At 58.3% G+C, this 25,528-nt stretch carries 27 protein-coding genes and 1 other RNA gene; 13 read left to right on the top strand and 15 right to left on the bottom strand.

The window, feature by feature from the left end:
* Nucleotides 1-40 precede the first annotated feature (40 nt).
* On the bottom strand, nucleotides 41-460 hold the full coding sequence (gene fur / locus Q674_RS36690; RefSeq protein WP_011786777.1) for a ferric iron uptake transcriptional regulator: 420 nt from the start codon (nucleotides 458-460) through the stop codon (nucleotides 41-43).
* 122 nt (nucleotides 461-582) lie between these two features.
* Between fur and Q674_RS36685 the strand changes: the two genes are divergently transcribed.
* Nucleotides 583-915: an outer membrane protein assembly factor BamE gene (locus Q674_RS36685; RefSeq protein ID WP_022991272.1), complete on the top strand. Its 333-nt coding sequence runs from the start codon at nucleotides 583-585 to the stop codon at nucleotides 913-915.
* 3 nt (nucleotides 916-918) lie between these two features.
* On the opposite strand, the gene Q674_RS36680 is transcribed toward Q674_RS36685, so the two are convergent.
* From Q674_RS36680 to Q674_RS36670, 3 genes are read right to left on the bottom strand one after another with little or no spacing between them, the layout of a single operon-like run.
* Nucleotides 919-1,197, bottom strand: coding sequence for an RnfH family protein (locus Q674_RS36680; RefSeq protein ID WP_011786779.1), 279 nt, complete (start codon nucleotides 1,195-1,197; stop codon nucleotides 919-921).
* Nucleotides 1,197-1,643, bottom strand: coding sequence for a type II toxin-antitoxin system RatA family toxin (locus Q674_RS36675; RefSeq protein ID WP_023009669.1), 447 nt, complete (start codon nucleotides 1,641-1,643; stop codon nucleotides 1,197-1,199). Before Q674_RS36675 ends, Q674_RS36680 begins: the two co-directional genes overlap by 1 nt.
* A 51-nt stretch (nucleotides 1,644-1,694) precedes the next feature.
* Nucleotides 1,695-3,281 carry a sodium-dependent transporter gene (locus Q674_RS36670; RefSeq protein WP_011786781.1) on the bottom strand — a complete coding sequence of 529 codons (1,587 nt, stop codon included), beginning with the start codon at nucleotides 3,279-3,281 and terminating at the stop codon, nucleotides 1,695-1,697.
* A 179-nt stretch (nucleotides 3,282-3,460) separates the two neighbouring features.
* Between Q674_RS36670 and smpB the strand changes: the two genes are divergently transcribed.
* The 5 genes from smpB (at nucleotide 3,461) to Q674_RS36650 (ending at nucleotide 7,721) form a co-directional block, all read left to right on the top strand.
* Nucleotides 3,461-3,943 carry an SsrA-binding protein SmpB gene (smpB, locus tag Q674_RS36665; RefSeq protein WP_011786782.1) on the top strand — a complete coding sequence of 161 codons (483 nt, stop codon included), beginning with the start codon at nucleotides 3,461-3,463 and terminating at the stop codon, nucleotides 3,941-3,943.
* Between the two features lie 134 nt (nucleotides 3,944-4,077).
* Entirely contained in the window at nucleotides 4,078-5,496 is a 1,419-nt protein-coding gene (locus Q674_RS36660; RefSeq protein WP_031210350.1) for a WS/DGAT/MGAT family O-acyltransferase, read from the top strand.
* Nucleotides 5,497-5,590: 94 nt separating this feature from the next.
* Nucleotides 5,591-5,956: a transfer-messenger RNA gene (ssrA, locus tag Q674_RS40975) on the top strand.
* A gap of 101 nt (nucleotides 5,957-6,057) precedes the next feature.
* Nucleotides 6,058-6,654 carry an exopolysaccharide biosynthesis protein gene (locus Q674_RS36655; protein WP_023009668.1) on the top strand — a complete coding sequence of 199 codons (597 nt, stop codon included), beginning with the start codon at nucleotides 6,058-6,060 and terminating at the stop codon, nucleotides 6,652-6,654.
* Between the two features lie 179 nt (nucleotides 6,655-6,833).
* Complete coding sequence (locus Q674_RS36650) at nucleotides 6,834-7,721, top strand: chemotaxis protein (protein ID WP_023009667.1); 888 nt, start codon at nucleotides 6,834-6,836, stop codon at nucleotides 7,719-7,721.
* On the opposite strand, the gene Q674_RS36645 is transcribed toward Q674_RS36650, so the two are convergent.
* A complete protein-coding gene (locus tag Q674_RS36645) occupies nucleotides 7,718-9,388 on the bottom strand; it encodes an acetolactate synthase large subunit (RefSeq protein ID WP_023009666.1) in 1,671 nt (556 codons plus the stop codon). The two genes, Q674_RS36650 and Q674_RS36645, sit on opposite strands and share 4 nt — an antisense overlap.
* Nucleotides 9,389-9,432: 44 nt before the next feature.
* Nucleotides 9,433-10,914 carry a malate dehydrogenase (quinone) gene (mqo, locus tag Q674_RS36640; protein WP_011786810.1) on the bottom strand — a complete coding sequence of 494 codons (1,482 nt, stop codon included), beginning with the start codon at nucleotides 10,912-10,914 and terminating at the stop codon, nucleotides 9,433-9,435.
* A gap of 461 nt (nucleotides 10,915-11,375) precedes the next feature.
* Between mqo and Q674_RS36635 the strand changes: the two genes are divergently transcribed.
* Entirely contained in the window at nucleotides 11,376-12,353 is a 978-nt protein-coding gene (locus Q674_RS36635; RefSeq protein ID WP_011786811.1) for a calcium/sodium antiporter, read from the top strand.
* Between the two features lie 19 nt (nucleotides 12,354-12,372).
* Here Q674_RS36635 and Q674_RS36630 read toward each other — a convergent pair whose 3' ends face one another.
* Nucleotides 12,373-13,137 carry a lysophospholipid acyltransferase family protein gene (locus Q674_RS36630; protein ID WP_014422629.1) on the bottom strand — a complete coding sequence of 255 codons (765 nt, stop codon included), beginning with the start codon at nucleotides 13,135-13,137 and terminating at the stop codon, nucleotides 12,373-12,375.
* A gap of 204 nt (nucleotides 13,138-13,341) precedes the next feature.
* Between Q674_RS36630 and Q674_RS36625 the strand changes: the two genes are divergently transcribed.
* Both Q674_RS36625 and Q674_RS36620 read left to right on the top strand, forming a co-directional pair.
* Nucleotides 13,342-14,568, top strand: coding sequence for a sulfite oxidase (locus tag Q674_RS36625; protein WP_022993058.1), 1,227 nt, complete (start codon nucleotides 13,342-13,344; stop codon nucleotides 14,566-14,568).
* A 57-nt stretch (nucleotides 14,569-14,625) separates the two neighbouring features.
* Nucleotides 14,626-14,943: a c-type cytochrome gene (locus Q674_RS36620; protein ID WP_022993059.1), complete on the top strand. Its 318-nt coding sequence runs from the start codon at nucleotides 14,626-14,628 to the stop codon at nucleotides 14,941-14,943.
* Between the two features lie 7 nt (nucleotides 14,944-14,950).
* Here the strand turns inward: Q674_RS36620 and msrB are convergent, their stop codons facing one another.
* Nucleotides 14,951-15,376, bottom strand: coding sequence for a peptide-methionine (R)-S-oxide reductase MsrB (msrB, locus tag Q674_RS36615; protein ID WP_023009665.1), 426 nt, complete (start codon nucleotides 15,374-15,376; stop codon nucleotides 14,951-14,953).
* A gap of 10 nt (nucleotides 15,377-15,386) precedes the next feature.
* Nucleotides 15,387-16,037, bottom strand: coding sequence for a peptide-methionine (S)-S-oxide reductase MsrA (gene msrA / locus Q674_RS36610; protein WP_023009664.1), 651 nt, complete (start codon nucleotides 16,035-16,037; stop codon nucleotides 15,387-15,389).
* Between the two features lie 160 nt (nucleotides 16,038-16,197).
* Between msrA and Q674_RS36605 the strand changes: the two genes are divergently transcribed.
* Complete coding sequence (locus tag Q674_RS36605) at nucleotides 16,198-17,169, top strand: metallophosphoesterase (RefSeq protein ID WP_023009663.1); 972 nt, start codon at nucleotides 16,198-16,200, stop codon at nucleotides 17,167-17,169.
* A 2-nt stretch (nucleotides 17,170-17,171) separates the two neighbouring features.
* Here the strand turns inward: Q674_RS36605 and Q674_RS36600 are convergent, their stop codons facing one another.
* The 3 genes from Q674_RS36600 to Q674_RS36590 are packed head-to-tail and all read right to left on the bottom strand — an operon-like array spanning nucleotide 17,172 to nucleotide 19,391.
* On the bottom strand, nucleotides 17,172-17,654 hold the full coding sequence (locus Q674_RS36600; RefSeq protein WP_023009662.1) for a CDP-archaeol synthase: 483 nt from the start codon (nucleotides 17,652-17,654) through the stop codon (nucleotides 17,172-17,174).
* Between the two features lie 30 nt (nucleotides 17,655-17,684).
* Entirely contained in the window at nucleotides 17,685-19,061 is a 1,377-nt protein-coding gene (locus Q674_RS36595; RefSeq protein WP_023009661.1) for a class II fumarate hydratase, read from the bottom strand.
* A gap of 42 nt (nucleotides 19,062-19,103) precedes the next feature.
* The gene (locus Q674_RS36590; protein WP_014422636.1) at nucleotides 19,104-19,391 is read right to left on the bottom strand and encodes a hypothetical protein; all 288 of its coding nucleotides are present in this window, start codon (nucleotides 19,389-19,391) and stop codon (nucleotides 19,104-19,106) included.
* Between the two features lie 196 nt (nucleotides 19,392-19,587).
* Here Q674_RS36590 and Q674_RS40705 point away from each other — a divergent pair, with 196 nt between their 5' ends.
* From Q674_RS40705 to Q674_RS36575, 3 genes are read left to right on the top strand one after another with little or no spacing between them, the layout of a single operon-like run.
* Nucleotides 19,588-21,087 (top strand): response regulator, encoded by a 1,500-nt coding sequence (locus Q674_RS40705; protein WP_023009660.1) that lies wholly within the window; start codon nucleotides 19,588-19,590, stop codon nucleotides 21,085-21,087.
* A gap of 2 nt (nucleotides 21,088-21,089) precedes the next feature.
* Complete coding sequence (locus tag Q674_RS36580; protein WP_023009659.1) at nucleotides 21,090-21,734, top strand: response regulator transcription factor; 645 nt, start codon at nucleotides 21,090-21,092, stop codon at nucleotides 21,732-21,734.
* Nucleotides 21,731-23,122, top strand: coding sequence for a sensor histidine kinase (locus Q674_RS36575; protein ID WP_023009658.1), 1,392 nt, complete (start codon nucleotides 21,731-21,733; stop codon nucleotides 23,120-23,122). Before Q674_RS36580 ends, Q674_RS36575 begins: the two co-directional genes overlap by 4 nt.
* Here the strand turns inward: Q674_RS36575 and Q674_RS36570 are convergent.
* The 3 genes from Q674_RS36570 to Q674_RS36560 are packed head-to-tail and all read right to left on the bottom strand — an operon-like array spanning nucleotide 23,119 to nucleotide 25,484.
* Nucleotides 23,119-24,243 (bottom strand): OprO/OprP family phosphate-selective porin, encoded by a 1,125-nt coding sequence (locus tag Q674_RS36570; protein WP_023009657.1) that lies wholly within the window; start codon nucleotides 24,241-24,243, stop codon nucleotides 23,119-23,121. The genes Q674_RS36575 and Q674_RS36570 overlap by 4 nt on opposite strands.
* Nucleotides 24,236-24,817, bottom strand: coding sequence for a DUF4956 domain-containing protein (locus Q674_RS36565; protein ID WP_023009656.1), 582 nt, complete (start codon nucleotides 24,815-24,817; stop codon nucleotides 24,236-24,238). The genes Q674_RS36570 and Q674_RS36565 overlap by 8 nt, the downstream gene beginning before the upstream one ends.
* Nucleotides 24,801-25,484 (bottom strand): polyphosphate polymerase domain-containing protein, encoded by a 684-nt coding sequence (locus Q674_RS36560; RefSeq protein WP_023009655.1) that lies wholly within the window; start codon nucleotides 25,482-25,484, stop codon nucleotides 24,801-24,803. Before Q674_RS36560 ends, Q674_RS36565 begins: the two co-directional genes overlap by 17 nt.
* Nucleotides 25,485-25,528: the final 44 nt, after the last annotated feature.

The following is a 25,528-nucleotide window of genomic DNA, read 5'->3' as shown; positions in this document are numbered from 1 at the left end:
TCGGAGAGCTTCTGGGCCAGCCTTGTCGCTGGCCCTTTTTTTACTTCTTATCGGACTTCAGTGGTTTTACGTAGAGGATCAGGCTGTGATCAACAATTTCATAGCCGTGCTCTGCCGCAATCTTCTGCTGGCGCTCCTCGATGATCTCATCCACAAACTCAACAACCTCACCGGTCTGGGTGCAGACCATGTGGTCGTGATGATCATCGCCGGCCATCTCGAAAACGGCGTGACCACCTTCGAAGTTATGACGCAACACCAGGCCAGCAGCTTCGAACTGAGTCAGCACCCGATAGACGGTCGCCAGGCCCACGTCATCGCCCTGGTCCAGCAGCTTTTTATAAACGTCTTCAGCACTCAGGTGATGTTCTTCGGCATTCTCAAGAATATTGAAGATCTTGACCCTTGGCAGAGTAACCTTCAGACCGACTTTTCGTAATTCGGCGTTTTCAGATGACATGTTACCATTCGCTCTTTGGTGTGCCTCACGGCTTCCGGTATGATGAAGCCGCAGTACGACGGATGACCCGTTTCACACCTGCTCAACGCAGGCGAATTCAAGATAGAGGATTTCCCCCGGCGATGCAAAAGCTCCCCGCTATCGTTCTTATTAGCATTTTATCCTTGTCCGGCTGTGTTTTTCCGGGCGTTTACAAAATCAATGTCCAGCAGGGCAACATTGTCACCGATGAGGAGCTGACGGAACTGTCCGAGGGCATGCCCAGAAGTCAGGTTCACGCGCTGCTGGGAAGCCCGTTGATGCTGAACCCCGTCGACCCGTCCCGGGAATACTATGTTTACACCTTTCAGCGCCGGGGCAACGAGATCGAAGAACAGCGCATCATCGTTTACTACGAGAATGATCAGCTGAGCCACTACGAAGCCCAGCTCCTGGAAGAAACACCAGCCTACTAGCGCTTACGCTTTCTTTTTAGCCCGGTTCAGGCGAGCCTGCTTGGGATCAATCTTGAGTGGGCGGTATAGTTCCACCCGGTCGCCTTCTCTCAGAACATGCTCGGCCGGGTTCTTCACCACTTTGCCAAACACCCCCATATCGATAGCGTCCGGATCAATCTCCGGAAAGATCTCGGTAATCCTGGAGAGCTTCACGGCTTCAAGGGCTGTAGTGCCCGGAGGCACCACCACGGGCACAATCTGCTGCTTGTCCGGGCGGGCATAGGCCACTTCCACTTCCATCACACGATCCCTCCGCGATAAACCTCATCTGCGCGACGACAGAAAGCATCCACCATGGTATTGGCCGCCTGATTAAATACCGGGCCAAAAGTCATTCGTGAAAGCGAGCCTGAAAATTCGAACTCCAGGGTCAGGATTACTTTGCAGGCGTTATCGTCCAGAGTTCGAAAGTGCCAGCGCCCCGTAAGATTTCTGAGCGGGCCGTCCACGAGCTTCATTTCAATGGTCTCTGGCATCAGCAACTGGTTTCGTGTGGTCAGCCGGTGGCGAACGCCCCCTTTGGAAATATCCAGTGAAGCCATGATTTCAGCGTCATTCTGTTCGTGGACCTCTGCCCCGGCACACCAGGGTAAGAACTCAGGGTAACGGGCAACGTCATTGACCAGGTGGAACATACGCTCCGCCGAGTGCATAACCAATGCGGTCTTGTCGATCTGATGTGCCATGTAAACCGGATTTCCTGCGTTTCAGACTTCGTTCCAGCCCTGCCGGGCCAGTCAGACACTATGATAAAGGATATCGCCCTCTTTGGGGGTGTTTTCGTCAGGTTCAGGTTGTCCGTTCTCCGCTGGCAGCACGGCCTCTTCAGGGGTTTGCGGAGGTACATCTTCCTGAACCTGGCTGTCTTCAGGGGCCCCATCCTGCGCCTCGGTAGACGCCGGCGCCTCCTGACACCAGATAGCCGCACTGCCGTTGTCACACAGATTGCCGAGTGAAAAAAGCGTGTACTGCAACCCGATCCAGGCCGCCACAACAGGAAGCACCAGGCGCATGACCCAGAACCAGATTCTCCGGAACACAACCGGCGCATTGCCCAGAATGGTTGCCGCGAAGCGCCGGGTGATACACCAGCCGGCAAATGTGGCAATGAGAATAGCCACCGCCGGTATCACAATGCCACCGGCGACCAGTTCCAGCCATCGAAATACAGTGGCACCGCCTATGCGGTAATCGGCCCACAGATTGAAGGAGAACAGGGAAGCCAGCCCGGCGAACCAGACTGCAAGCCCGACAATGACCGCAGACCAGCCCCGAGGCGCCCCGGTCCACTCCCGGAACCATCCCACCACCGGTTCGAGCAGAGACAAACCCGTCGCCCAGACAATCAGCACCACCAGCAGGAAAACCGACGCGATCACCACCTGACTGTAGGGTAAGCCTGATAGCGCGACCGGCAGGGAAACAAAAAGCAGGCTGAAACCCCGTTCACCCTCAAGGCTGCTACCGTCCGCTGCAACTGAAAACATCATCAATCCGGCCATGATGGCGAACAGGGTGTCCATCAACACCACAGCCAGTATTGAGCGTTTCAGGCGGGTATGGCTGGTGGAATAGGCGCCAAATATGGCCCACACCCCCATTCCGAGACCCAAGGTATAAAAAGCATGGAAGAACGCTGCCTTGATACTGGCCGCTGTTACCTGCTCCGGCCGCATCACCAGAACGTGATCTATCCCGGACTGCAAGCTCCCCCGCATTGCTGCCAGCCCGAACAGCACCAACATCAACAGCAGGGTGCAGGGTACGATCATGCGCATCGATCGCTCCAGGCCCTTGACCACCCCGCGGGCAGAAACCGCAACCACGAGAGCCATGAAGAAAACATGCCAGGCCATAAACTGCCGATAGTGGCCCGGGTCCGACACCAGCTCCGACAGAACAGCAGTTGCTGAGGCCGCCGAAGCACCCTCGAAACGGTCAGTTGCACCGAAAAAGATGTAAGCCAGAACAATACCGCCAAAAACAGCGGTAAAGGAGAGCACCACGAACGCCGCAAGAATGCTAAGCGGCCCCGCCAGTCGCCAGAACGGTGAGCAGCCAGCGTTTTTCACCATACCGTCCATGGCCAGCACAATACCATGCCGGGCATGACGGCCAATCACAGCCTCCGTCACCATCAGCGGCAAGGTAACAATCAGCAGGCAGGCCAGGTACAGCAAGATAAACAAGCCACCACCGTGGATACTGGCCAGATAGGGAAACTGCCATAAATTGGCCAGGCCGACCGTGGCACCCACAGAAGCCCAGAAAAAGGTGGATTTTCGGGTAAACGACCCTATTGACGTCTGGTACTTGCGCAGCATTACTTCCCCAGGCAGTGACGAGCGCATCATTGTAGCCGAAGCAAGCCTGCAGGAACGACACTAAACCCGAGCCAGTCGGCGAATCCGTGACCCTTCTTGCACTCCTGCGCTACAATGCGCGCTTCGCTGGCGTACCGACAAGACCAGCACCGTCATTCTTCCGATCCCGGACAGGAATCATGAGCAAGAAGAAAGCAAACGCCCCAACCAGCAACACCATCGCCCTGAACAAGAAGGCGAAGCACGAGTACCATATTGAGGAGCGCTTCGAGGCTGGCCTGGCCCTGCTTGGCTGGGAAGTGAAGTCGTTGCGTGCCGGTAAGGCACAACTGGTTGATGCCTATGTACTGCTGAAGGATGGCGAAGCCTGGCTGCTGGGCTCCCACATCACGCCTCTGAATACGGCCTCTACCCATGTGATTGCAGACCCGACCCGCACTCGCAAACTGCTACTGCACGCCAAGGAAATCGCAAAGATTGTCGGCCAGGTGAATCAGGCGGGTTACACCTGCATTCCCCTCGCCCTTTACTGGAAAAAGAACAAGGTGAAATGCGAGATCGCCCTGGTGAAAGGCAAGAAGCTGTTCGACAAACGCGCTACCGAGAAAGAGCGTGACTGGAACCGCCAGAAACAGCGCATCATGCGCGAGGCCAACACCTGACACCCAAACTGTGTCGCATATGCACCCTCTTTGCTGATTTCAAAAAGCCTCCTATACTTTTAGGCCTTTCGTCAGTTGGCCCCGATGGCAGTACCAGGCGGCCCGGACTCCGGCACAGAGCCTAGGGAGGGCTTATGTCAGCAAAACGGACGGCCATGACCTCCGTCGATCGCTCCTGGTTACGCATGGATACCCCGGAAAATCCCATGATGATTTCCGCGGTACTGGTCTTTGAACACCCCATTCCGCTCAAGCGACTCAAGCGCACCCTGGAAGAACGCTTCCTGAAATTCCGGCGCTTTCGCCAACGCATTATTGATAAAGGTGACAAAGTCTACTGGGAAGACGATCCCCTGTTCGACCTGGACAATCACCTGCACACCATCGCCCTGCCGGGAAAAGCCGGTAAGAGGGAACTTCAAGCCCTGGCCAGCGACTTTAACAGCACCGCCCTCGATTTCCGCCGCCCCCTGTGGCAGATACACTACATCGACAACTATGAGAACGGCTGCGCCCTGTTAATCAGGATTCACCACTGTATTGCCGATGGCATTTCACTAGTGCGGGTACTGCTTTCGCTGACCGATCGCACTCCTGAACCCAAGCTCGAGCGCGTTGCACACCCAAAGCTACCCGCAAAACCCAACGGCACCGCCGCCAGCCGGTTCCTGCACCGGATTGTAGACAGCACCCAGGCGGCCTGGGGACAGGCCAACCTGTTCGTGGATTCCATTCGCAAAGAGCCTGACTACCCACTGAAGCTGGCCACCACCGCCGGCGGTATTGTTCTGGACCTGGCCAAACTGGGACTTGCCCCCTTCGAGCCGAAAACCAGCCTGAAAAGCCCACTGCTGGGCCGCAAACAAGTGGCCTGGGCCGAGCCCCTTGAACTGGAAACCGTGAAACAGTGCGCGCGGACACTGGGGGGAACCGTCAACGACGTATTGCTTTGCGCCGCGACCGGTGCGCTGACCCGGCATTTTACGGAGCACGGCCAGAGCATTCCGGACTGCGGCATTCGGGTTGCCGTTCCTTTCAACCTGAGGCCACTGGACCAGCCCATCGAAACCCTCGGCAATCAGTTTGGCCTGGTGCTGGTGTGCCTGCCTGTTGAGGTAACGGATCCGATCATGTGTTTCCGCCAGGTTCAGGAAAACATGAACCGGCTCAAACGGTCATATCAGGCCCAGGTAACCTATAGCCTGCTGGACCTGTTTGGCCGCGGCCCGGACATTCTCGAACGCCGGGCACTGGACCTGCTCAGCAACAAGGCCTCAGCAGTTCTGACCAACGTTCCCGGACCACGCCATGCGGTTTACCTGGCGGGCAGCAAACTGATTCAACCCATGTTCTGGGTCCCCCAGAGCGGCAACATCGGTATAGGCATGAGCATTTTCAGTTACGCCGGCACGGTACAGTTCGGCATAACCGTCGACAAAGGCATCAAAGCCGACCCGGGCGAGGTGATGGATTATTTCCGTGACAGCTTCGAGAACCTGCATCAGGCTGCACTCGCGAAAGCCGGCGCCGGCGGTTTCCGCCAGGCCTCCTAGGCTCACCAACGCCAGGCGTAGGTACAAATAGTAACGCCGTTACACAAAGAAGCCTTGAAGTCCGGCAATCCGGACACATATACTGAAGGAACAAGGGGACGACTTGGCTTCGACGCCGGTGACGAACCCTTGGGTGCATGCCGAGATGGCAGCGAATCTCGTAAATCCAAAGCTGCAACGTAATAGTCGCAAACGACGAAAACTACGCACTGGCGGCGTAAGCCGTTCCAGTCGTCCTGGCTGAGGCGCCTATAACTCAGTAGCAACATCCCAGGACGTCATCGCTTATAGGCTGCTCCGTTCACCAGAGCTCACTGGTGTTCGGCTAAGATTAAAGAGCTCGCCTCTTGCACCCTGACCTTCGGGTCGCTTGAGGTTAAATCAATAGAAGGACACTAAGCATGTAGACCTCAAGGCCTAGTGCTGGCGGACGCGGGTTCAATTCCCGCCGTCTCCACCACCTTGCAAGAGAAAAGCCCCTGATTTCAGGGGCTTTTTTCGTTTCTGGAATGACTCAATTCCTGCAGCACCTTCGCAGCACTCTGGAAAAAGAAGCCAACCATGAACCAGCCAAACGACCCGGAAAGCCTGACAGAGCTGGTCGCCAGAATACGGGACCATACCCGGAATCAGGATCGGGTATCAGTCGGGGATCTGATGACCGCAGTGGGTGAGCGCTCTTTTGGCCCGCTGGTCCTGCTGGCCGGCTTGGTAACGGTGGCGCCGCTTATTGGCGACATTCCCGGCGTACCCACCTTACTGGGCTTGCTGGTTCTGCTCACCTTGGGGCAGTTGCTGTTCCAGCGCCGCTCAGTCTGGATTCCCTCCCGTTTATCGAACCGCCATATTTCCAAACAGACACTGTTTAAAGGCCTGCAATGGGCAGACAAACCGGCGGCATTTGTCGATCGCTGGACCCGGCGGCGCTTACCCTGGTTGGTTTCCGGGGCTGGCCAGTATCTGATGGCACTGATTTGCATGGCGGTGGCTGCTGCCATGCCGATGATGGAAATTATCCCCTTCAGTGCCAATGGCGGTGGGCTGGCGCTGATGGCGTTCGGGCTGTCCATTGTCGCCCGGGACGGGCTGCTGGCTCTGGTTGCCATCGCCACTAGCGTTGGCACCGGCTGGTTGGTGATTACGAACCTGCCCTGGTAGGCGAACTGTCAAAAGACCTGTCACCATTTGATACAAAGCTGATGACGAATCGCTGAGCATAAAGCTGCTATTATTGCTACATAACCTTTTGATCGCTGGCGCCTTGTTTCATTTCTCAGAGCACCAATCGTGACAGCAAGCTCAGCAAGGAGCTTTCATCTTTTTGCAAGGATCGGTTTATGTCCAGCAAAGCGAAGCAGTCCCAGAAACTCCTTCTGTTCCGCCTGTTCGGATCGCGGCTGTTTGGCATTGGCACCCTGAAAATCCGGGAAATTCTCCCGTTTCAGCGGCTAACCAAGCTACCCCATAGCCATCACGCCGTGATCGGAACCGCAACCTTCCGAGGCTCGGCCGTGCCGGTCATCGATATGTCCGCAGCCGTGGGCTACCCGGCCCTCACCCGCGAAGAGCAGGCGAAAGCGTCCATCATTGTTACTGACATTCAGCGCCAGGAAATCGGCTTTCTGGTGCGCAGTGTTCAGCAGATCATCGAGACAGACTGGAAGAGCGTGATGCCGCCGCCCAAGGCCCTGGGCGCCAACGCCTTTATTACCGGCCTGCTGGATGTGGATGGCGACATTATCCAGTTGCTGGATGTCGAGCTACTCCTCGCCAAGGTCTACCCGGAATCGCTCGACGCCCAGACCGTGGCTCTTACGGATGTACAGAGCGAGACACTCAAATCCCTGAACATCCTCTTGGTGGATGACTCTCAGGTGGCCCGAAAGCAGCTGTCTGACGTCCTCGACAGCAAAGACATCAGCTATCACGTGACCGCCAATGGCGACGAAGCTCTGCAGGTTCTTCTCCGGGAGCATGAGTTAGGGCACCCGATCGACATCCTGGTGAGTGACATTGAGATGCCGGGCCTGGATGGCTACGAGCTTACTTTCGATATCCGGGATAACGCCAGCCTCAAGCAACCCTACATTATCCTGCATACCTCACTGAACAGTGAGATGAGCCTGAGCTACGCCAATCAGGTCGGGGCCAACGAGGCCCTGACCAAGTTTGACGCGGATGAACTGTTACAGGCCATGCTGCGCGGAGCTGCCCAGGCCGGCTAAAGCCGGCAGGTGAGCTCCGCCAGCTCTTCATCAAAGACTCGCCGGTTCTCGCTGTAGTCCACCGGCACATCCACCAGGTGAACACCCCCAGCCTCCAGTGCACGCTCGAGGGTCGGGCGCAATTCTTCGGTACGGTTAACCCTGTGGCCAACGGCACCGTAGGAGTCCGCGTATTTCACGAAATCCGGGTTGCGGTAATCCAGCCCGAAATCTTCGTAGCCGTCCTGCCCCTGCTTCCATTTGATCATGCCGTACGCGCTGTCGTTGATGATCAGCACGACCAGGTTCAGCCCAAGGCGAACAGCCGTCTCCAGCTCCTGGCTGTTCATCATGAAGCCGCCATCGCCGCAGATCGACATAACCTTCAGCTCCGGATAAAGCATGGCCGCCATCATGCCGCTGGGCAGGCCCGCGCCCATGGAGGCCAGGGAATTGTCCAGTAGCACGGTGTTGTTGTCGTAAGCCGGGTAGTTACGGGCAAACCAGAGTTTGTACATGCCGTTATCCAGCGCAATGATGCCATCATCCGGCATCACCGATCGGACATCGTGGACAATGCGCTGGGGAATCACCGGAAAACGGTCATCAGTGGCCCGCTCCTGAAGATGTTTGTCGACCGCCTGTTTCACTGCCATCAGGCCGGTGAAATCGTGGTTGGCACATTGTCCGCAGTGCTCGGCCATGTACTCCACACTGTTTGCAATGTCACCCACCACCTCATGCTGCGGAAAATACACCGGGTCGACATCGGCTCCGCTGAAATTCACATGGATGACTTTTTTACCGCCCGGAGTCATAAAGAACGGCGGCTTCTCCACTACATCGTGGCCGACGTTGATCACCAGATCCGCCCGGTCGATGGCGCAGTGAACGAAATCGCCGGCGGACAGGGCTGCATTGCCCATGTAACGGGGATGACGCTCATCAATCACACCCTTACCCATCTGAGTGGTGAAAAACGGAATGCCCGTCACATCCACCAGGTGCAGCAAGGCTTTGGACACCCGTTTACGGTTGGCGCCGGCGCCAATCATGATCAGTGGATGATGGGCCCTGCGCAGCATGTCGCAGGCCATGTCCAGGCTCTTCTCACTGGCCGTTGGACGACGGGCATCACTGGGATTAAAAATATGAATGCCCGCTTCGGCGGACTCCTCGGCAATGTCCTCGGGCAACTCCAAGTGCACAGCTCCGGGGCGCTCTTCCGAGGCAAGGCGAACAGCTTCACGAACCTTGGCGGGAATGGTGTTGGCGTTGCTGATCTGGCGAGTGTATTTGGTAAGCGGCCGCATCAGATCTACCACATCCAGAATCTGGAACAGCCCCTGCTTGGAGGACTTGATGGGCTTCTGGCCGGAAATCATCATCATGGGCATGCCGCCCAGCTGGGCGTAGGCGGCAGCCGTCACCAGGTTGGTGGCGCCCGGCCCAAGCGTGGACAGGCAAACTCCCACCTGGCCAGTCAGTCGCCCATAGGTCGCCGCCATAAAGCCGGCAGCCTGTTCATGCCGGTTCAGCACCAGGCGGATACTGGAATTGCGTAACGCTTCCAGGAAGGCGAGATTCTCTTCGCCGGGCACGGCGAAAATGTATTTTACGCCTTCATTCTCAAGTGCCCGGATAAACACTTCGGCGCCGTTAAGCGCCTGACGATGATCATTGGCCATAACTGTCCTCTTGATCTGAGAATTCTCAAATCAAGAGGATAGCATTACCTGAGCTTGAGCGTTGACAGGGTCCGTTCACGAACGCTGTTGAGCAGCTCCTCATTATCCACCAGAGACTGGCCATAGGATGGCACCAGCTCCTTCATGCGGGACTGCCACTGCTCGCTCTTGATCTTCTCCGGGAAGCAGCGCTCAAGCACATTGATCATGGCATTAGCCGCAGTAGAAGCCCCGGGAGAGGCACCCAGCAAGGCGGCGAGGGTGCCGTCTTTGGCTGCGACAATCTCGGTGCCGAACTCAAGCTTGCCACCACCCTCTTCGGTCTGCTTGATAATCTGCACCCGCTGGCCAGCCATCTGCAACTTCCAGTCATCTTCACGGGCATCCGGGAAGAAGTTGCGCAGGGAATTCACACGGTCGGCATGGGATTGGAACACTTCGCCGATCAGATAACGGGTGAGGTCCATATTGCTCTTGCTGACTGACAGCATCGGGCGCAGGTTGGTAGCGCGCACCGAACCAATCAGATCGAAGATGGAGCCCTGCTTCAGGAAGCGGGTGGTGAAGCCAGCAAACGGTCCGAACAGCAGGGCAGGTTCGCCATTGATGATGCGGGTATCCAGGTGCGGGACAGACATCGGCGGCGCGCCAATCGGTGCCTTACCGTACACTTTAGAATGGTGCTCCTTGACGATGTCCGGCTTCTGGCACACAAGCCACTGACCACTGACTGGGAAGCCACCGTAACCGCGGGCCTCATCAATGCCAGACTTCTGCAGCAACGGCAGCGCGCCACCACCAGCACCGAGGAACACGAAACCGGCTTCCAGCTTGGTCAGTTCGCCGGTTTTCTGGTTTTTCACCCGCAGTTTCCAGCGGCCATTGTCGCGCTGATCAATGTAGTGCACCGGGCTGCTGAGCATCAGTTCAAAGTTGGGCTGGGTTTCCAGCCATTTCACCATGCTGCGGGTCAATGAACCGAAATCCACGTCGGAACCATGTTTGATTCGGGTCGCGGCCACACGCTGCATAGGATCACGGTGGCGAACTACCAGCGGCATCCACTCTTCGAGATCCTCCGGGCTTTCCGTGTATTCCATTTCCTGGAACAGGTGGTGCCCGCTCAGACGCTCGTAACGGCGCTTTAGAAACGCCACGTCTTTCTCGCCCCAGACGAAACTCTGGTGTGGCGTACGATTAATGAAAGAGGTCGGCTCCGGCAGGATGCCCTGCTCCACCAGGTAAGACCAGAACTGCAACGACACCTCGAACTGGGCATTGATTTTCAACGCCCGCTCAATCTCGACATCGCCATCATCGGTTTCGGGGGTGTAGTTCAGCTCGCAGTAACCGGCATGCCCGGTACCTGCATTGTTCCATCCGTCGGTGCTCTCATGGGCAACGTGGTCAAGACGTTCCACCATGACGATGTCCAGGGACGGATCCAGCTGCCTGAGCATCATGCCGAGGGTCGCGCTCATGACGCCCCCACCGACCAGCACTACATCTGCCTGTCTAACGGCCATTGGTTTTCACCCTAGCTTAGTGTTGAAGCCTGCTGCCACTCCACGATCAGCAAAGTGGCCTGTCGGAAGCCGGCCTGGCGCGAGGTAGACGGCGCTGCCGTGAGCTTCCGGTCTGAAATTGCGCGCAATTATCCCGATTTTCGCCGAAAGAATAAATTGCGATTATCAATTGATGCGTGTCGGTTGCGGGCACCGCTGGCACCAGTGGTGCGATTACCGGTGTGTTGGCACATTGCCCGTCATCTTATCGTTTTGCCGGGATTGTCTCGTGTTTTGTTAACAATATCAGCGCCACTTTAGTCTGATACCCCGTCGCCCAACCATTGGATCATCCGTAGTTACCTGCAACGGCGCGCATCTCAGTGCTGACCAATCGCCCCCTAATACGGTATCTTGTGCGCCAAACACTTTCCTCCTGGCCGTGGGCCGGAGTTTCCCGTTAATCTTTTTGAGGTTTCTCTATGTTGATGGCCATCGGTGCCGTTATTGCCGGCCTGATCCTGCTGGTCTGGAGCGCGGACAAATTTGTGGAAGGAGCCGCCGCCACCGCGAAACACCTGGGCATGCCTACGCTACTGATCGGCATGGTCATTATCGGCTTCGGCACCTCTGCTCCGGAACTTGCGGTCTCTGCCATGGCTGCGTCTGACGGCAACCCCGGCCTGGCTCTCGGAAACGGGTATGGCTCCAATATCACCAACATCGCCCTGATTGTTGGCCTGACCGCCATCATCGCGCCGATCGCCGTGCACTCACAGGTCATCCGCAAAGAACTGCCACTACTGGTCGTACTCACTCTGATTGCCGGTGCGCAACTGATCGACGGAGAGCTGAGCCGACTGGATGGCTGGGTGCTTCTGGGCGTCTTTGCCGCGGTAATGGGTTGGTCCATCTATCAGGGGATACGTGGCAAAGCTGACCCGCTTGGAGGGGATGCTGAGTCCGAAATCGTTGCCCACCCCATGCCCCTGAAAACCGCAATTATCTGGCTGGTAATCGGGCTGATTCTGCTGATTGTCAGTTCAAGGCTTCTGGTTTGGGGTGCGGTCGCTATTGCCCAGAGCCTGGGTGTGAGTGATCTGATCATAGGCCTGACCATTGTCGCTATCGGCACATCACTGCCGGAGCTGGCCTCAGCTATTGCCGCCGTGAAGAAGAACGAGCACGACCTGATTCTGGGCAACATCCTGGGCTCAGGCATCTTCAACACCCTGGCCGTGGTGGGGCTCGCCGCGGCGATTCAACCGTTGTCGGTAGACCCTGAGGTGCTGTATCGGGACTGGACGTTAATGCTGGGCCTGACTCTGGCGCTTCTGGTCATGGGCTTCGGCCTGACCGGTTGGCGCAAGCTCGTATCGAGGGTTGACGGTGCCCTGCTGCTGGCCGTTTACATCGGTTACACCGGCTATCTGTTCTCTACCGTGGTCTCCGCCGCCTGAGCATCGCCGGCGGGGCAGCTTATTCTGCCTCGCCATTGCCCAGTAATTCCTCCAGATTCTCCCGCACGCCCGCCATAATCTCCGCAATGTCGTCCTTGCTTTTTCCTGCCGTGTCGATGGGGGTGCCCACCCGCACATCCACCGGCTGCCCCAGGTTAATCTGCCAGGTGCGCGCGGGCAGCACCCGATGAATCCCCCGAATCGCCACCGGTACAATCACAGCCTGAGTATCCAGGGCCAGGTGAAAGCAGCCTTTCTTGAAGGGTAACAGCTGACCGTCCGGAGAACGGGTGCCTTCCGGGGCTGCCCACAACACAATGCCACTTTCCATCATCTGACGGGCTTTCTCCAGATCCTTCACCGCCCGGTTGCGACGGGAACGGTCAATAGAGGGAAACTCGGCGGCTCTCATAGCCTGGCCCAGCAGGGGAATGCTGAACAGCTCTTTTTTGGCGAGCATGCGGATTGAACCTGGCAGCGACACAAAACTGACCGGTATGTCGTAGTGGCTGGCATGGGTGCTCATGATGATGTAGCGCCGGCCATCGTTAAAGTCCGGCACTTCTCCGCGAACAACCAGGCTGGCCCGAACCAGCCGCAACAATGCCGCCGACCATTCCCGGCAATATTTGTCGACAATCGGCCGGTTCAGGCGTCCGAAAAGCGCCCGCAACAGGATCAAGAGCGAATACAGCGCCGTCAGCCCCACGGAGCCAATCACGACGCCGGCACGACGCAGCAGGGTGGCCGACTCGGTAAGCGGGCTCAGATTCAGTCGCTTCATTTTGAATACCTCAGGAACATTCCGGCCGGCGCCTGCAGGGGCCGGACAATAGCGGCGGATTATACCGGCTCCCGGACCCACTGAATAACACCTGAATATTTGATCAATTATTAACCAGGACCTATACGTAATAAGGTTATACATACGCAAACCGAACCGCGTATTCGCCCGTCCGCAAACAAGACCAAAGACTGGAGACGGAACATGAAAACCGAAACAACCCTGGAGCGGGGCCCTAACGACCCGGGCCTTGCCAACCCTTCCCGGCGCAGCATTCTGATCGGCAGCGCCGGCGCCATGGCGGCAGTCAGCTTGCTGGGATTCAGCCGGCTCAGCGCCGCGGAAGAACCAAAATCGCTACCGGATTATGCCGCCTGGAAAGAACGCAGCGCGCTGATTATCCACAGCACCAACACCATGGAAACCCAGCGCGGCGCCATCGGCAACGGCGTCATCACCGCCAGCGACCGACTGTTTGTGCGAAACAACCTGCCGGCTCCGCCCGCAAGCGTTACCGACAACCCGGATGCCTGGGAAGTCCGTGTCGAAGGCGTGAAGAATCCGAGAACCCTGACCGTGGGTGAGCTGAAATCCATGGGCGTGACCACCGTCGCCTCGGTACTTCAGTGCTCCGGCAACGGTCGGGCGTTCTTCCCTCACGGAGCCAGCGGTACCCAGTGGTCCGTAGGCGCTGCCGGATGCGTCATGTGGACGGGAGTACCCCTGCGTGATGTGGTCGACGCGCTCGGCGGAGCTGTGGACGGTGTACGTTACATCACCGGAACCGGCGGTGAGAGTCTGCCCGATGGAGTCGACCCAAAATCCATCATGGTTGAGCGCTCAATTCCCACCCGCGCCCTGGACAGCGCCCTGCTCGCCTGGGCGATGAACGACGAGCCTCTGCCACACACCCACGGGGGACCACTGCGGCTGGTGGTGCCCGGTTACTACGGTGTGAATAACGTTAAATACGTTAAACAGATTGCCCTTACCGAAAATCAGACTGACGCCAAGATCCAGGCCTCGGGTTATCGGGTGCGGGATGTGGGCATGAAGGGCTCACCAGACCAGCCCTCCATGTGGGAGATGAACGTTAAATCCTGGGTCACTTCACCACTGGAGTCCGGCCGGAAGGGACGCAACATGATCTACGGTGTGGCCTTCGGCGGTACGGTCGCGCTGGATAAGGTGGAAGTATCGACCGACGGCGGCAAAAACTGGAAACCGGCGCGGTTCCTGGGGCCGGATCTGGGGCCTTTTGCCTGGCGTCCTTTTGTGATGGCTGTCGATTTCGGCCCTGGCGAGCACCGAATTGTCAGCAAGGCCACCGATGTGGAGGGTAACAGCCAGCCCGAAGGGCGGATAGATAACGAGCGTGGCTACGGCCACAACGGATGGAGTGACCATGGCGTGACGGTCACCGTGGGTTGATCCTCAGTGGGCGGAGCCGGAGACAGCGCTGCCCGCTGATTCCAGATGTAGAAGACCATGAAGAGACAGCCTCAGACACTGATGGCCGCCAGCCTGACCCTGGCCTTACAAACCGCCCATGCCGACAACGAATCGGGAAGGGCGATTTTCACGGAAGTGGCGCAACCGTCCTGCACCATTTGCCACACGCTGGCCGATGCCGGCGCCTCCGGGTCTATCGGCCCCAACCTGGATGAGCTGCGCCCGAACCGGGATCAGGTAATCCGGGCCGTGACCAGTGGCGTTGGCGTTATGCCCGCCTTTGAGGAATCCCTCACCGAAAGCCAGATTCAGGCGGTAGCAGACTATGTGGTGTCCGTCACCAGCGCCAAGTAGCAGGACCCTATTCCGTTTCGCGGAAGTCCATGGCAATGGAGTTCAGACAATAACGCTGCCCGGTAGGTGGCGGCCCATCAGGGAACACGTGGCCCAGGTGACTGTCGCAACGGGGGCAACGAATTTCGATACGGGTCATTCCAAGACTGGAGTCCTCCAGGTATCGGATATGCTCCGGGTCGAAGGGCTGGAAAAAACTTGGCCAACCAGTGCCGGAATCAAACTTGGAATCGGAGCTGAACAGCGGCAGATCACACAACCGGCAATGATAGGTGCCGGACTTTTTGTTATCCAGCAACGTGCCACAGAAGGGACGCTCGGTGCCGTGATCGAGCAGCACCCGGCGTTCTTCCTCAGAAAGATGCTCAGCCCGGGCTTCCACTTCTGCCCGGGTTAACGGTGTCAGGTCATAGCCTGCTGCAGATACAGACATGGGTGCCTCCTCAAGCCTGGTCCGGGTCGTCTTTGCTGAATTCGGGCTTCAGCTGTTCGGGCCAGGTGTTGGCCAGTTTTTCCATCTTCGGTGCCGCTACCGCCATGATGTATGGTTGCCAGGGATTACGGGCGGCAAAGTTCTGGTGGTGCTCCTCGGCCGGATAAAAGGCTTCCAGGGGCTCCAGGGTGGTCACGATGCGATCCTGATACACGCCGGCGGCATCCAGCTGGCGGATATACGCCTCGGCTACATCGTGCTGCTCTGGGGTCTCATAGAATATCGCGGAGCGATACTGGCTGCCGACATCGTTACCCTGTCGGTTGAGCTGGGTGGGATCATGGGCCACCGAGAAGAACAGCTTCAGCAGTTGGCCGAAGCTGACCCGTGCCGGATCATAATGCACCTCGATGACTTCGGCGTGCCCGGTTTTCCCGGTACAGACCGCCTCGTAATTCGCGGTACTGGCTTCACCGCCGGCATAACCAGAGGTCACACGTTGAACACCGTCAACCGCCAGAAAGACCGCTTCCACACACCAGAAACAGCCCCCCGCCAACACCAGCCGGGACTCACCGGCCGCTTCAGGCAGATCCTGTTCAGGGTCCGGGAAACGACTCCTGGGAACACTCAGGCCGGGCAGATTACATGCATCGGTCATGGGCCACTCCGTACACTATACATCGTCGAATGATCACTGATTGTGGCGTCTCAATACTGAAAAGCCAAATCAGCACCTGTAATTTGCACTACCCAGGGCAACAACCATAATTAAGACAGGAACCACTGATAAGGTTCCGCTCGGCATCAGGGATAACAGCATGACCGCAAGGGTTCGCGTATCGGAAGATCAGGACGAGCTGCTCCACTACCGCCTGAGCCTGAGGCTCGGGCCCGTCCATGCCCGTCAACGCCTCGGCATTGAGCGGGAAACCGAAGCCCGGGTGTTCGGGCGGGACAAGCGCTCGTTCCATCTGGAAAACCTGACCAACGCTCCGGGACTGATTCGTTTCTGCCTGAAGGCCGTGGGCCTGCTACGCCGGGCTCAGGCCAACAGTTTGAAACTGACCACCGAGCACAACACCTTCGTGTTGCCCGATCTCCCATCGGCCTTCGAAGGCTTCCGCATCCTTCACCTGACCGACCTGCATGTCGATATGGACGAAGCGAACCTGCAGGCAGTTATACGGCAAATCGCCCCGCTGGATTACGATCTGTGCGTTCTGACCGGCGATTACCGCCAACGCACCTGGGGCCCTGTAGACGATGCTCTGGACGGTATGGCCAGACTGCGCCAGGCCATTCACGGCGACGCCTATGCCGTGCTGGGCAACCACGACAGTGTACGAATGGTGCCGGCTCTTGAAGACATGGGCTATCGGCTGCTGATGAATGAAATGGTACCGCTGGAGCGCGGCGACAGCCGCCTGTACCTGGCCGGTGTGGACGATGCCCACTACTACAAGGTTCACAACCTGCACCGGGCCGGCGACGATATACCCGCAGGGGGAATCAGCCTGTTGCTCAGTCATACGCCGGAAATCTGGCGGGAAGCCGCCCATGCCGGTTACGACCTGTTCCTCTGCGGCCACACCCACGGTGGGCAACTCTGTTTGCCTGGCGGCATCCCGCTGACGCTCGACTCCGATTGCCCGAGGCGCCTTGGCCGCGGGCTCTGGCAGGTAAACGGCATGCAAGGCTACACCTCACCGGGAGCCGGCACTTCGGTTCTGAATGTGCGTCTGAACTGCCCCCCGGAAGTGACCATTCACACCCTCACTCGCGGGCCCTGAGTTCAGTGTGGCTGTTTACGTATACCGAGGCGGTAAAACAGCGGAGAGAACAACATATTGGACAATGCGAACAGAAGGGCAACGGCGACCGTCTCCCACAGTGGCAGCGGCAGCCAGTACCAGGCCATCACCATAGGTAACAGCGCCTCGGGCAGCTGATCCAACCAGACCGCCCGGGCGCTGGAAGCCAACCCCATACGGCGCTTGGTGAAACTGCTGAGCATATCGCCCCACAGCGACAGGAAAGCAAACAGCGCTCCGAACAACCAGCCCAGGCCCACCCACAGGGCGAACAGCGCGCAGGTCAGAACGCCGGATACCAGCCCACGCCAGGTTTTGCTGGGCCCCAGCAGCGGTCGGCCATCGCGCCACAGCCGGCCACCATCGAGGGGCCAGCTGCCATGCCGATGAAACAACCGCGCCACAACCACCGGAGACCCGTTGGCCAGCACCAGCATGACAAACAACTCAAGCGACAACAGCACTCTGCTTTCCCCTGTTAACAGCCGGCCAGATCAGGTCAGTCCGCCTCGGGTCAGCTTGAGCGGGTCCATCAGTTCCTCAAGCCGTTTGCGGCTCAATCCGCTCCGCTCCTCGGCAACGTCGATAACCGGGCGCCCGCTACGGTATGCCTCTTTGGCAATATCCGCGGCCAGGGCGTAGCCGATTTCAGGGTTCAATGCCGTCACCAGAACCGGGTTTCGACCCACCCCCGCATTCAGGTTTTCGGTATTAACGGTGAACCCTTGCAGGGCCTTGTCTGCCAGCAGGTTCGAGGCATTGGCCAGCAACCCGCACATATCCAGCAGATTTGCGCCCACCAGTGGCAGCATCACATTCAACTGGAAGTTGCCGGACTGGCCCGCCATGGCGACAGCCGCATCCAGCCCGGTCACCTGGGCACTCACCATCGCCACCGATTCCGGTATCACCGGGTTCACCTTGCCAGGCATGATGCTGCTGCCCGGCTGCAAGGCCGGCAGGCTGATTTCAGCCAGACCATGGATCGGACCACTGTTCATCCAGCGCAGGTCATTGGCGATCTTGGTGAAGACCACGGCCACACCGCGGAACTGGGCAGACAGTGCCACAGGCGCATCAACCGCACTCTGCCCCAGAAACTTGTGCTCCAGCGACCGGAACGGATAGCCCGTATTCTGCTTCAGAAACTTCACAAACTGGCCAGCAAACTCCGACGCAGCATTCACCCCGGTACCTACCGCGGTACCGCCCTGGGGTAGTGCCGCCAGGTCCTCCATGGCCCGCTCAAGGCGAAGCTCGGTCGCCGCGACCTGCTCCCGCCAGGTTCTGAGCTCCTGGCCAAGTGTCACCGGCATGGCATCCATCAGATGGGTGCGCCCGGTCTTCACCTGCCCGGACAGTTCAGCCTCCCGGCCGTAGATCACTCCCCGGAGATGCGACAGCGCCGGCAGCAGCCGACTTTTCACTGCCAGCACAGCGCTGACATGGATCGCAGTCGGGATCACGTCGTTGGAACTCTGGCTCATGTTGACGTGATCATTGGGATTAACCTCCACGCCCTTCTCTCGCGCCAGAGCCGCGATCACCTCGTTCACGTTCATGTTGGTGCTGGTACCGGAGCCGGTCTGGTAACGGTCCACCGGAAACTGATCTGCATGTTCCCCTTTCAGCAACCGGTCGCAGGCGTCACAAATGGCATCACGCAGTTCCGGCTCCAGCAAGCCCAGTGACGCGTTGGCCTGGGCCGCCGCACGTTTGACCTGAACCACAGAGGCAATGAATTCGGGCGGCATCGGCTGCCCACTGACCGGAAAATTGTCCACCGCACGCTGGGTCTGCGCGCCCCAGAGCGCACTGTCCGGTACCCGGACCTCACCCAGGCTGTCTTTTTCAGTTCTGAACTCGGTCATCACATCCTCCTTGTCACGCTCGATAGCTTCCCACAGCGGCCCTCAGGTGCCGTTACCATGGGATTTCAGGCGGACATGGTCGCAGATGCCGGTCACCTGCTCAAAATTCAGAATCAGTGTGTGCACGGTATTGGTGTAGGTGTCGTGCAGGTGAAACTTGAAGCGGCTCTGCTTCTCGCCCTGCAGAAAGGCATCGTACTCGCGCACCAGCTCTCGTACATCACCGCCGGAGTCCTGGCTCCAAGTGGCATTGAACGGACCCAGCACGGCACCACCGGCAAGGCAGATGGTGACTTCGTGGTTAGTGAGATGGCCGTCTTGAGTGGTCATGACATTTCCCTCCTGAAAGCACTCAGCGATAAGTGTAGTCGCTCTCAGGCGCCGGGCTCTGGCAATTGCCAAAGTCATCACAGAAACAAACATTTCCGGCAACCCATCCTGCATTTGTAGGATTTTCCTACAAAACGACAAATGCCACCCTGATAACCTGTCCAGCCGATTCGATATCAAGGAACGACCGTTAAACATGGGGCACTTCCACTCACCTGCGGTTTTACTGCGCTACCATAGCGAAGAGGCAAAGCAGACGTTCGAGGCCTTGTTCGCGCAGGACTTCTCGATACACGCCTTTAGCTCGGATGAGGCAGTGCTTGAGCACATAGTGGCCGCTGAAGCACCGCCCGCAGCGCTGGTGATAGCCGGATGCGAAACCTCAACCGCCATTAACTCCGCTCTGCTGGCCAAGGCCAGAACACAATATCCCACCGTGCTCCGGGTGTTGATAACCGAGCGCGTTATCCTGAGCGAACTGGTGGCGCTGCTGGACACCCAGGTAATCGATCGTTGCTTCGAGCAGCCCCTGGACCCAGACCTCATACGCTCACACCTTTTGACAGCGGCCCTGACAAGCCCGGAGCTGTCCGGCCAGACCAAACACCAGCCATCGCTGCCGAACACCGAGGGGCAGCGCCCCGTTGTGCTCATTGTCGATGACGAACCTGCCGCCACGAAATATCTGATCCGTCAACTCGAACACCTGCAGGATGAGTTCTCCCTGCTTTCCGCAGACACTGCGGAAGCGGCACTGGAACATCTGCGAACGCCAGGCGCGCCGATTGCAGTGGTGATGACGGACCAGCGGATGCCGGGCATGCAGGGCAAAGAGCTGCTGGATGAGTTGCGTCAGTCTCATCCGGCCGTTGTCCGGATTCTGACTTCCGCCTGGGGCGAGGTGGACGTTGCCCTCAATGCCGTGAATGAAGGCCGGATCTTTCGCTACCAGAAAAAACCCTGGCAAGCACAAACCTTGCTGCCACTGTTCCGGGAAGCCATCGCTCGCCACCGTGAGCTGGCGTCGGCCCTGGACAACACCCGCTGCGAAACCCGGAAACGCTTTGCCGAGCTTCGCCTGCAACGCCACGGCAGGCTCGTCGATCATCTGAGACCGATCCTGAGCGCCCAGGTTCCCGATACCACACTGAACGCTTTTCTGGATACCGTGGCCAGCATTGACCACCTGCCTGCGGCGAAAGCACACCTCAGGGCCAGCCAGGACATGCATCTGGAACAGGAGCTTGTCCGGCGGTTCTGCGACCATGTGCGGCAGGAACTCAGTCGGCTGGAAAACATCGTCCCGGCAGGCCCCGGGCAGAGCCGGATGACGTCACTATTCAGCGGGACCCCGCCCCAGGAACGGGCCACATCGTCTCCACCCTGCTCGCCGGCAGAATTACTGGGGCAAGCCCTCAACACCCTGCTTGTCAGCTCCGGTCTTGACTGGAGCCACCTGGTGCTAACCGAGAGTCGCGATCAGCTTCACGTAGCCCCGGAACAACCGCTACGCATCTACAGCCATCTACTGGCTCCGCTCACGCGGCTCTCCGATCCGCTTCTTGAACAACAGGCAGCACTTCTGATGCTGTTCGTCACCACCAGCCTGCTGGGCGGGGACGTCAGTGCTGAGGCAGATGGCCAGTGCCTGCATCTGGCCATTACCCTGCCGGTACTCCCGGGATCGGGTAACTGACCGTGAACCCTCAGCGCAGACTCCGGCTGTTCGCGACCGTCAGCCACCGTCTTTTCCGCGACGGTTTGCTATTCCAGATTCTTCATAACGAAGACATTGAGTTAGTAGGCGAATCCGAGACCGGCGTTGAGACGCTGCAACGCCTGGCTGCTGTCAGACCCGGCGTGCTATTGATTGAAGAGAATCTGAAAGACAATGATGGACTCACCATTGCTGAAAACGCCCTCAGCCTGCACCCGGCGCTCTCGGTGCTGCTGATCTCCGACACTCCGGTCAACAGCTCGCGCATGGCGATTTACCTGGAATCAGGAATCAAGGCGGTGGTCTCGAAACAGCAGTCGATCCAGGAACTGATCAAAACCCTGTTCTACATTCGCAGCGGTCAGGTATACCTTGGCAACTGGCAATCAACACGCGACCGGGCTGATGACGCTCTTACCGCTTACCAGGCATTGTCCGGTCGCGAACGGGAGGTGGCGAGACTGATGTCACAGCGGATCGCGGTTCGAGATATCGCTGAGGAACTGGGGGTGTCCTGTAAAACGGTGCATTCCTACAAGGACCGGATCTTCGTCAAGCTGGGCTTCGAACGCCTGCCAGAGCTGATTCTGTTTATGCAAAGACATCACCAAAGGGCGTTACCATGAACCTGCTCTCCGGTATTGAGCAGATCAAACAGCTGCCCGTTGATCGGCAACGGCGGTTCGAACGTTTTTCGCGCACCCAGTACCGGTACCGCGTGCTGCCGCTGTTCGCCGATGTTTACCTGATCATCGCGTTTATCGGCACCCTGCTTTTCCTGGCCGGACAGCTCACGCACTCAGTGGAGCCCCCGGTGTTTGCCGGTTACCTGCTCTACACCGGGGTGCTGACAGCGCTCATTCTGGCTCATCGCTTCACCCGGTTGCGGCGAGCCGCACCGCTGGTTGTCTATCTCGTATTCATCAACATGGCGACATTCAGCTACCTCGGCTATATCGGTGCCGGCGCCGCCATTGCGCCTGTGGTGGGGCTGTTCTTTTTTATCAGCTCGGTCGGCATCATCACCCTGTCGCTGAAGCATACCAGCATCATTTTGGCGGCCAACCTGATCCTTCTGGTGCTGGCCACCGCGGTCACAGTCCCGGCCGATCAGATTGTCACCGTGCTTATCGGCGTAATCACCAACTGGCTGATTCTGATGTGCCTGGTGGTGTCACCGTTATCGGCGTGGTTTTTCTCCCAGTTCCTGCGCAACCTGCTGGCCCTGCAGTTTCTGCTCAGAGATCGAAACCGGCAACTTTCCCGCGCCTTGCAGACACTGGAGGCCACCGAGGACAAACTGGCCCAGGAGCAGAAACACCAGGCCCTGAGCCACATGGCCAAGGGTCTGCTGCACGAGATCACCAACCCGCTCAATTGCGCCATACAGGCGGTAGACTTTTCCGCGGCGATCAACCGGAATCCGGACGTGGCCGAGGCGCTGGACGATGCTGCAAGCCATCAACACCGGATTGCAGAGATCGTGTCGGATCTGATCGAATTCTCCCGCCCGGCGCCGGATCATGGCCCGGAGGCTGTAAATCTCGACAAGCTGGTGCAAACGGCGCTGCGATTTTGCCGGCACCAGCTTCAGGGCACCGCAGTCACCACCCAGATCCCCGCTGGCCTCTCTGTCGCCTGCTTTCCGTCACCGCTGATTCAGGTGTTCGTCAACCTCCTGATGAATGCATCGTCAGCCATCCGTGCTGTTAGCCCTGCACGACCGCAAATCCGGATTACCGCTGCCGCCACCGAAGCCGTGACCAGCATTACCGTCCGGGATAATGGCAAAGGCATCGACTCCAGTGACCTGCAGCGACTGACTGACCCGTTTTTCTCCACCAGCGAGACGCCGGATAACCTGGGGCTGGGATTGAGTATCTGCCATACCATCATGCGGCATCATCGTGGAACCATGAAAATTGCCAGCGAACCCGGGCAATGGACCGAGGTAATACTGGAACTACCCCGGCATATCGATGGGCCCGACAAAAGCACTCGCCCTCCCAGCTAAAACCGGTAAACCAGCCGCAGGGTCGCGGCATTACCCCCGGGATCCGGCGACAGACGATTACCGCTGATCTCCGGCATCAGGTAATTCAACCGAAGCTGAATGTCTTTACCCAGATAGTAATTCAGGCCCACGGTGGTGACGCTGGCTTCCGCCCCGATGCTTCGATCCCTCAGATCAACGGCACTGTAACGCGCCACCAGTTCCAAGGCGCCGCCGTTACTCTTTGGTTTGATGCGTTTGAACTCGCCCCGCTCGTAGGGGCGCTGGTCGTCGGTCAACAGCAGGCCGGCCTGGACATAGCCCCCGGTAAACCGCCACCATTCTCCGCCTTTACGACGCACCTCCTGAGCCATGACTTCTGCTGTCACGGTCAACCGATGAAACTGCCAACCGGCCTCCACGCCCGCAAGCCTGCTTTCACGGGCCTCAAAGCGGGGACTGCGAACCACGTTGTCAGCGCTGAACACCTCGGCCTCATCCTTGATCTGGAATTCCTCCTCACGATGCTGGCGCCAGGATGCTGCTGCACCGAGATGGAGTACCTGATCCTCCGAGCGGACGGGAGCACGGGAGACCCTGGCAGTTACAGCGCTGCCGTCTTCCGGTTTACGCTTATCGCTGAATATACCCAGCGCCCAGGTTAAGGATTTCCGGTACTGCCCCACCATAACCCCCAGTGAACGGCCCGGCGCAAAAGCCGAGGTAGCCATTGAGCGCTCCCCCGTACTGAGACTTGAGTAGCTGGTCAGCCGTTCCATACCGAACGGCTCCTTGAACTGGCCCAGCCGGACGGCAAGGCGATCAGGGCCGTTGTACTGAACATAGGCATCGCCCAACTCTGCGTCTCTGTTGTCGCCTTCAATCTCGTAGCCGCCGTCAATCTCGGCCTCCCAGGCGTCGCCCCACGCCAGTTCAACCTGGAGCTTGGCGTTGCGCAACACGCCACGCGTCGTGGATTCTTCTCCGTCCTCATCATGGAACGCGCCGTAGTGGTCGACACCCGCCGCGATGTAACCACTCACCTCCGCCAGAGCCCCCCCGTCGCCATCGCTCGCCAGGGCGTCTGAACCAATCATCGGCAGCAGCGCAAAGGCCAGCAGTTTGCCCGCTTGCTCATTCATGTCCCGCCTCCAGGTGATAGTGCATTCGAAGCATCGCGGTGTCTCTCAGGTAGCTGACAGACACCACATCAACCCGGAACACGTCCAGCCCGGTGCGTTCCCTGAGATCGGCAATCAAGGCTGCCTGTTGTTGCCGGTGCACGTTCTCGATCTTTTCGTATTCCACCTCCTTCTCACCGTGTCGCGGTAACAGGATGCAGGTTTCGAGCACAACCGCCAGGGCGATGACCAGGCCATTCAGCATGATCAACTCCAGGTGGTGCATGGTCCCGACTGCGGCCAGCAGGGCCATGGCGATCACCAGGAACAGGTAGGTCATCTCCTTGATACCCAGGGCTTCGGTGCGATAACGCAGCATGGAAAACACGGCAAACAGGCCAAAGGCAAAGCCCATCGTAACCGTCACCGAATGCAGCAGCGCCGTCACCAGAAACACGCCAACGCCGAAGAGAATGAACGAGGCGGCATTCTCCCGGTGACGGGAATAGCGGTAATAACAGCGAATCAATACCAATACCGAGGCCGCGTTAATCAACAGCCGGATAACAAAATGGAGGTCAACTGCAGATTCCATGAACGCTCCTTAACAACGGTTTGAATCGATTGGTTTTCAGGTTGTCTCCGTCCAGAAAAACCCGACCAACGCAGTACTTGCTGAAAGTCACCGGCCTGTATCCGAGCGCGGCCAGACGCGCCATCAAAGGCGAGCCAGAGGCTTTCCGGTCATATTTGATTTCGAAAATGGCAAGACCCGGGAGCGCAACGGAATGCTTTCGATCAGGCGTCTGGAAGGAGAGCCCGGTATCCACCGTCACCCGCTCATGGCCGTCCCGCCGGAGCAAAGTCATCCGTTCATACCGGACAAAAAGTGCCGGCCGCATCCCTGCAGCCGGAAGGCCGAATTGCCCGGAAAGGAAATCATTGATGACGTGCGGGTCCCGACCGTCTCCGGTTAACGACATCCGGGTTTTGATGGTGCGTTGCCGGTTGCTCTTCTTCTTGACTTCAAGAAAGCTCTCTCCGCTTTGCCGGTAGTGACGAATCCGCAGCTTGAAACGATTAAGCTTGCCGTTGTGATGATCCAGATACAGCTGGCTGTCCGGCGTATCCAGATACAGGGTGTCGTAGGTAAAACGCCGAGCCGCCTCAATCTCAAGCATCGAATACTCGCGCTCCAGGCCCTGAAGACACTGGTCTAGCTCATGAGCCGGAATCATGAACTTGGTGTCCACACGGTTCATCAGGAGCGCTCTTGACTGCGCCTCAAGGGAATGCCCGGCAAATC

Source organism: Marinobacter sp. EVN1 (assembly GCF_000475375.1).
GTDB lineage: Bacteria > Pseudomonadota > Gammaproteobacteria > Pseudomonadales > Oleiphilaceae > Marinobacter > Marinobacter nauticus.
The sequence above is the reverse complement of the archived record's forward strand: the minus strand, read 5'-3'. Positions and strand labels throughout refer to the sequence as shown.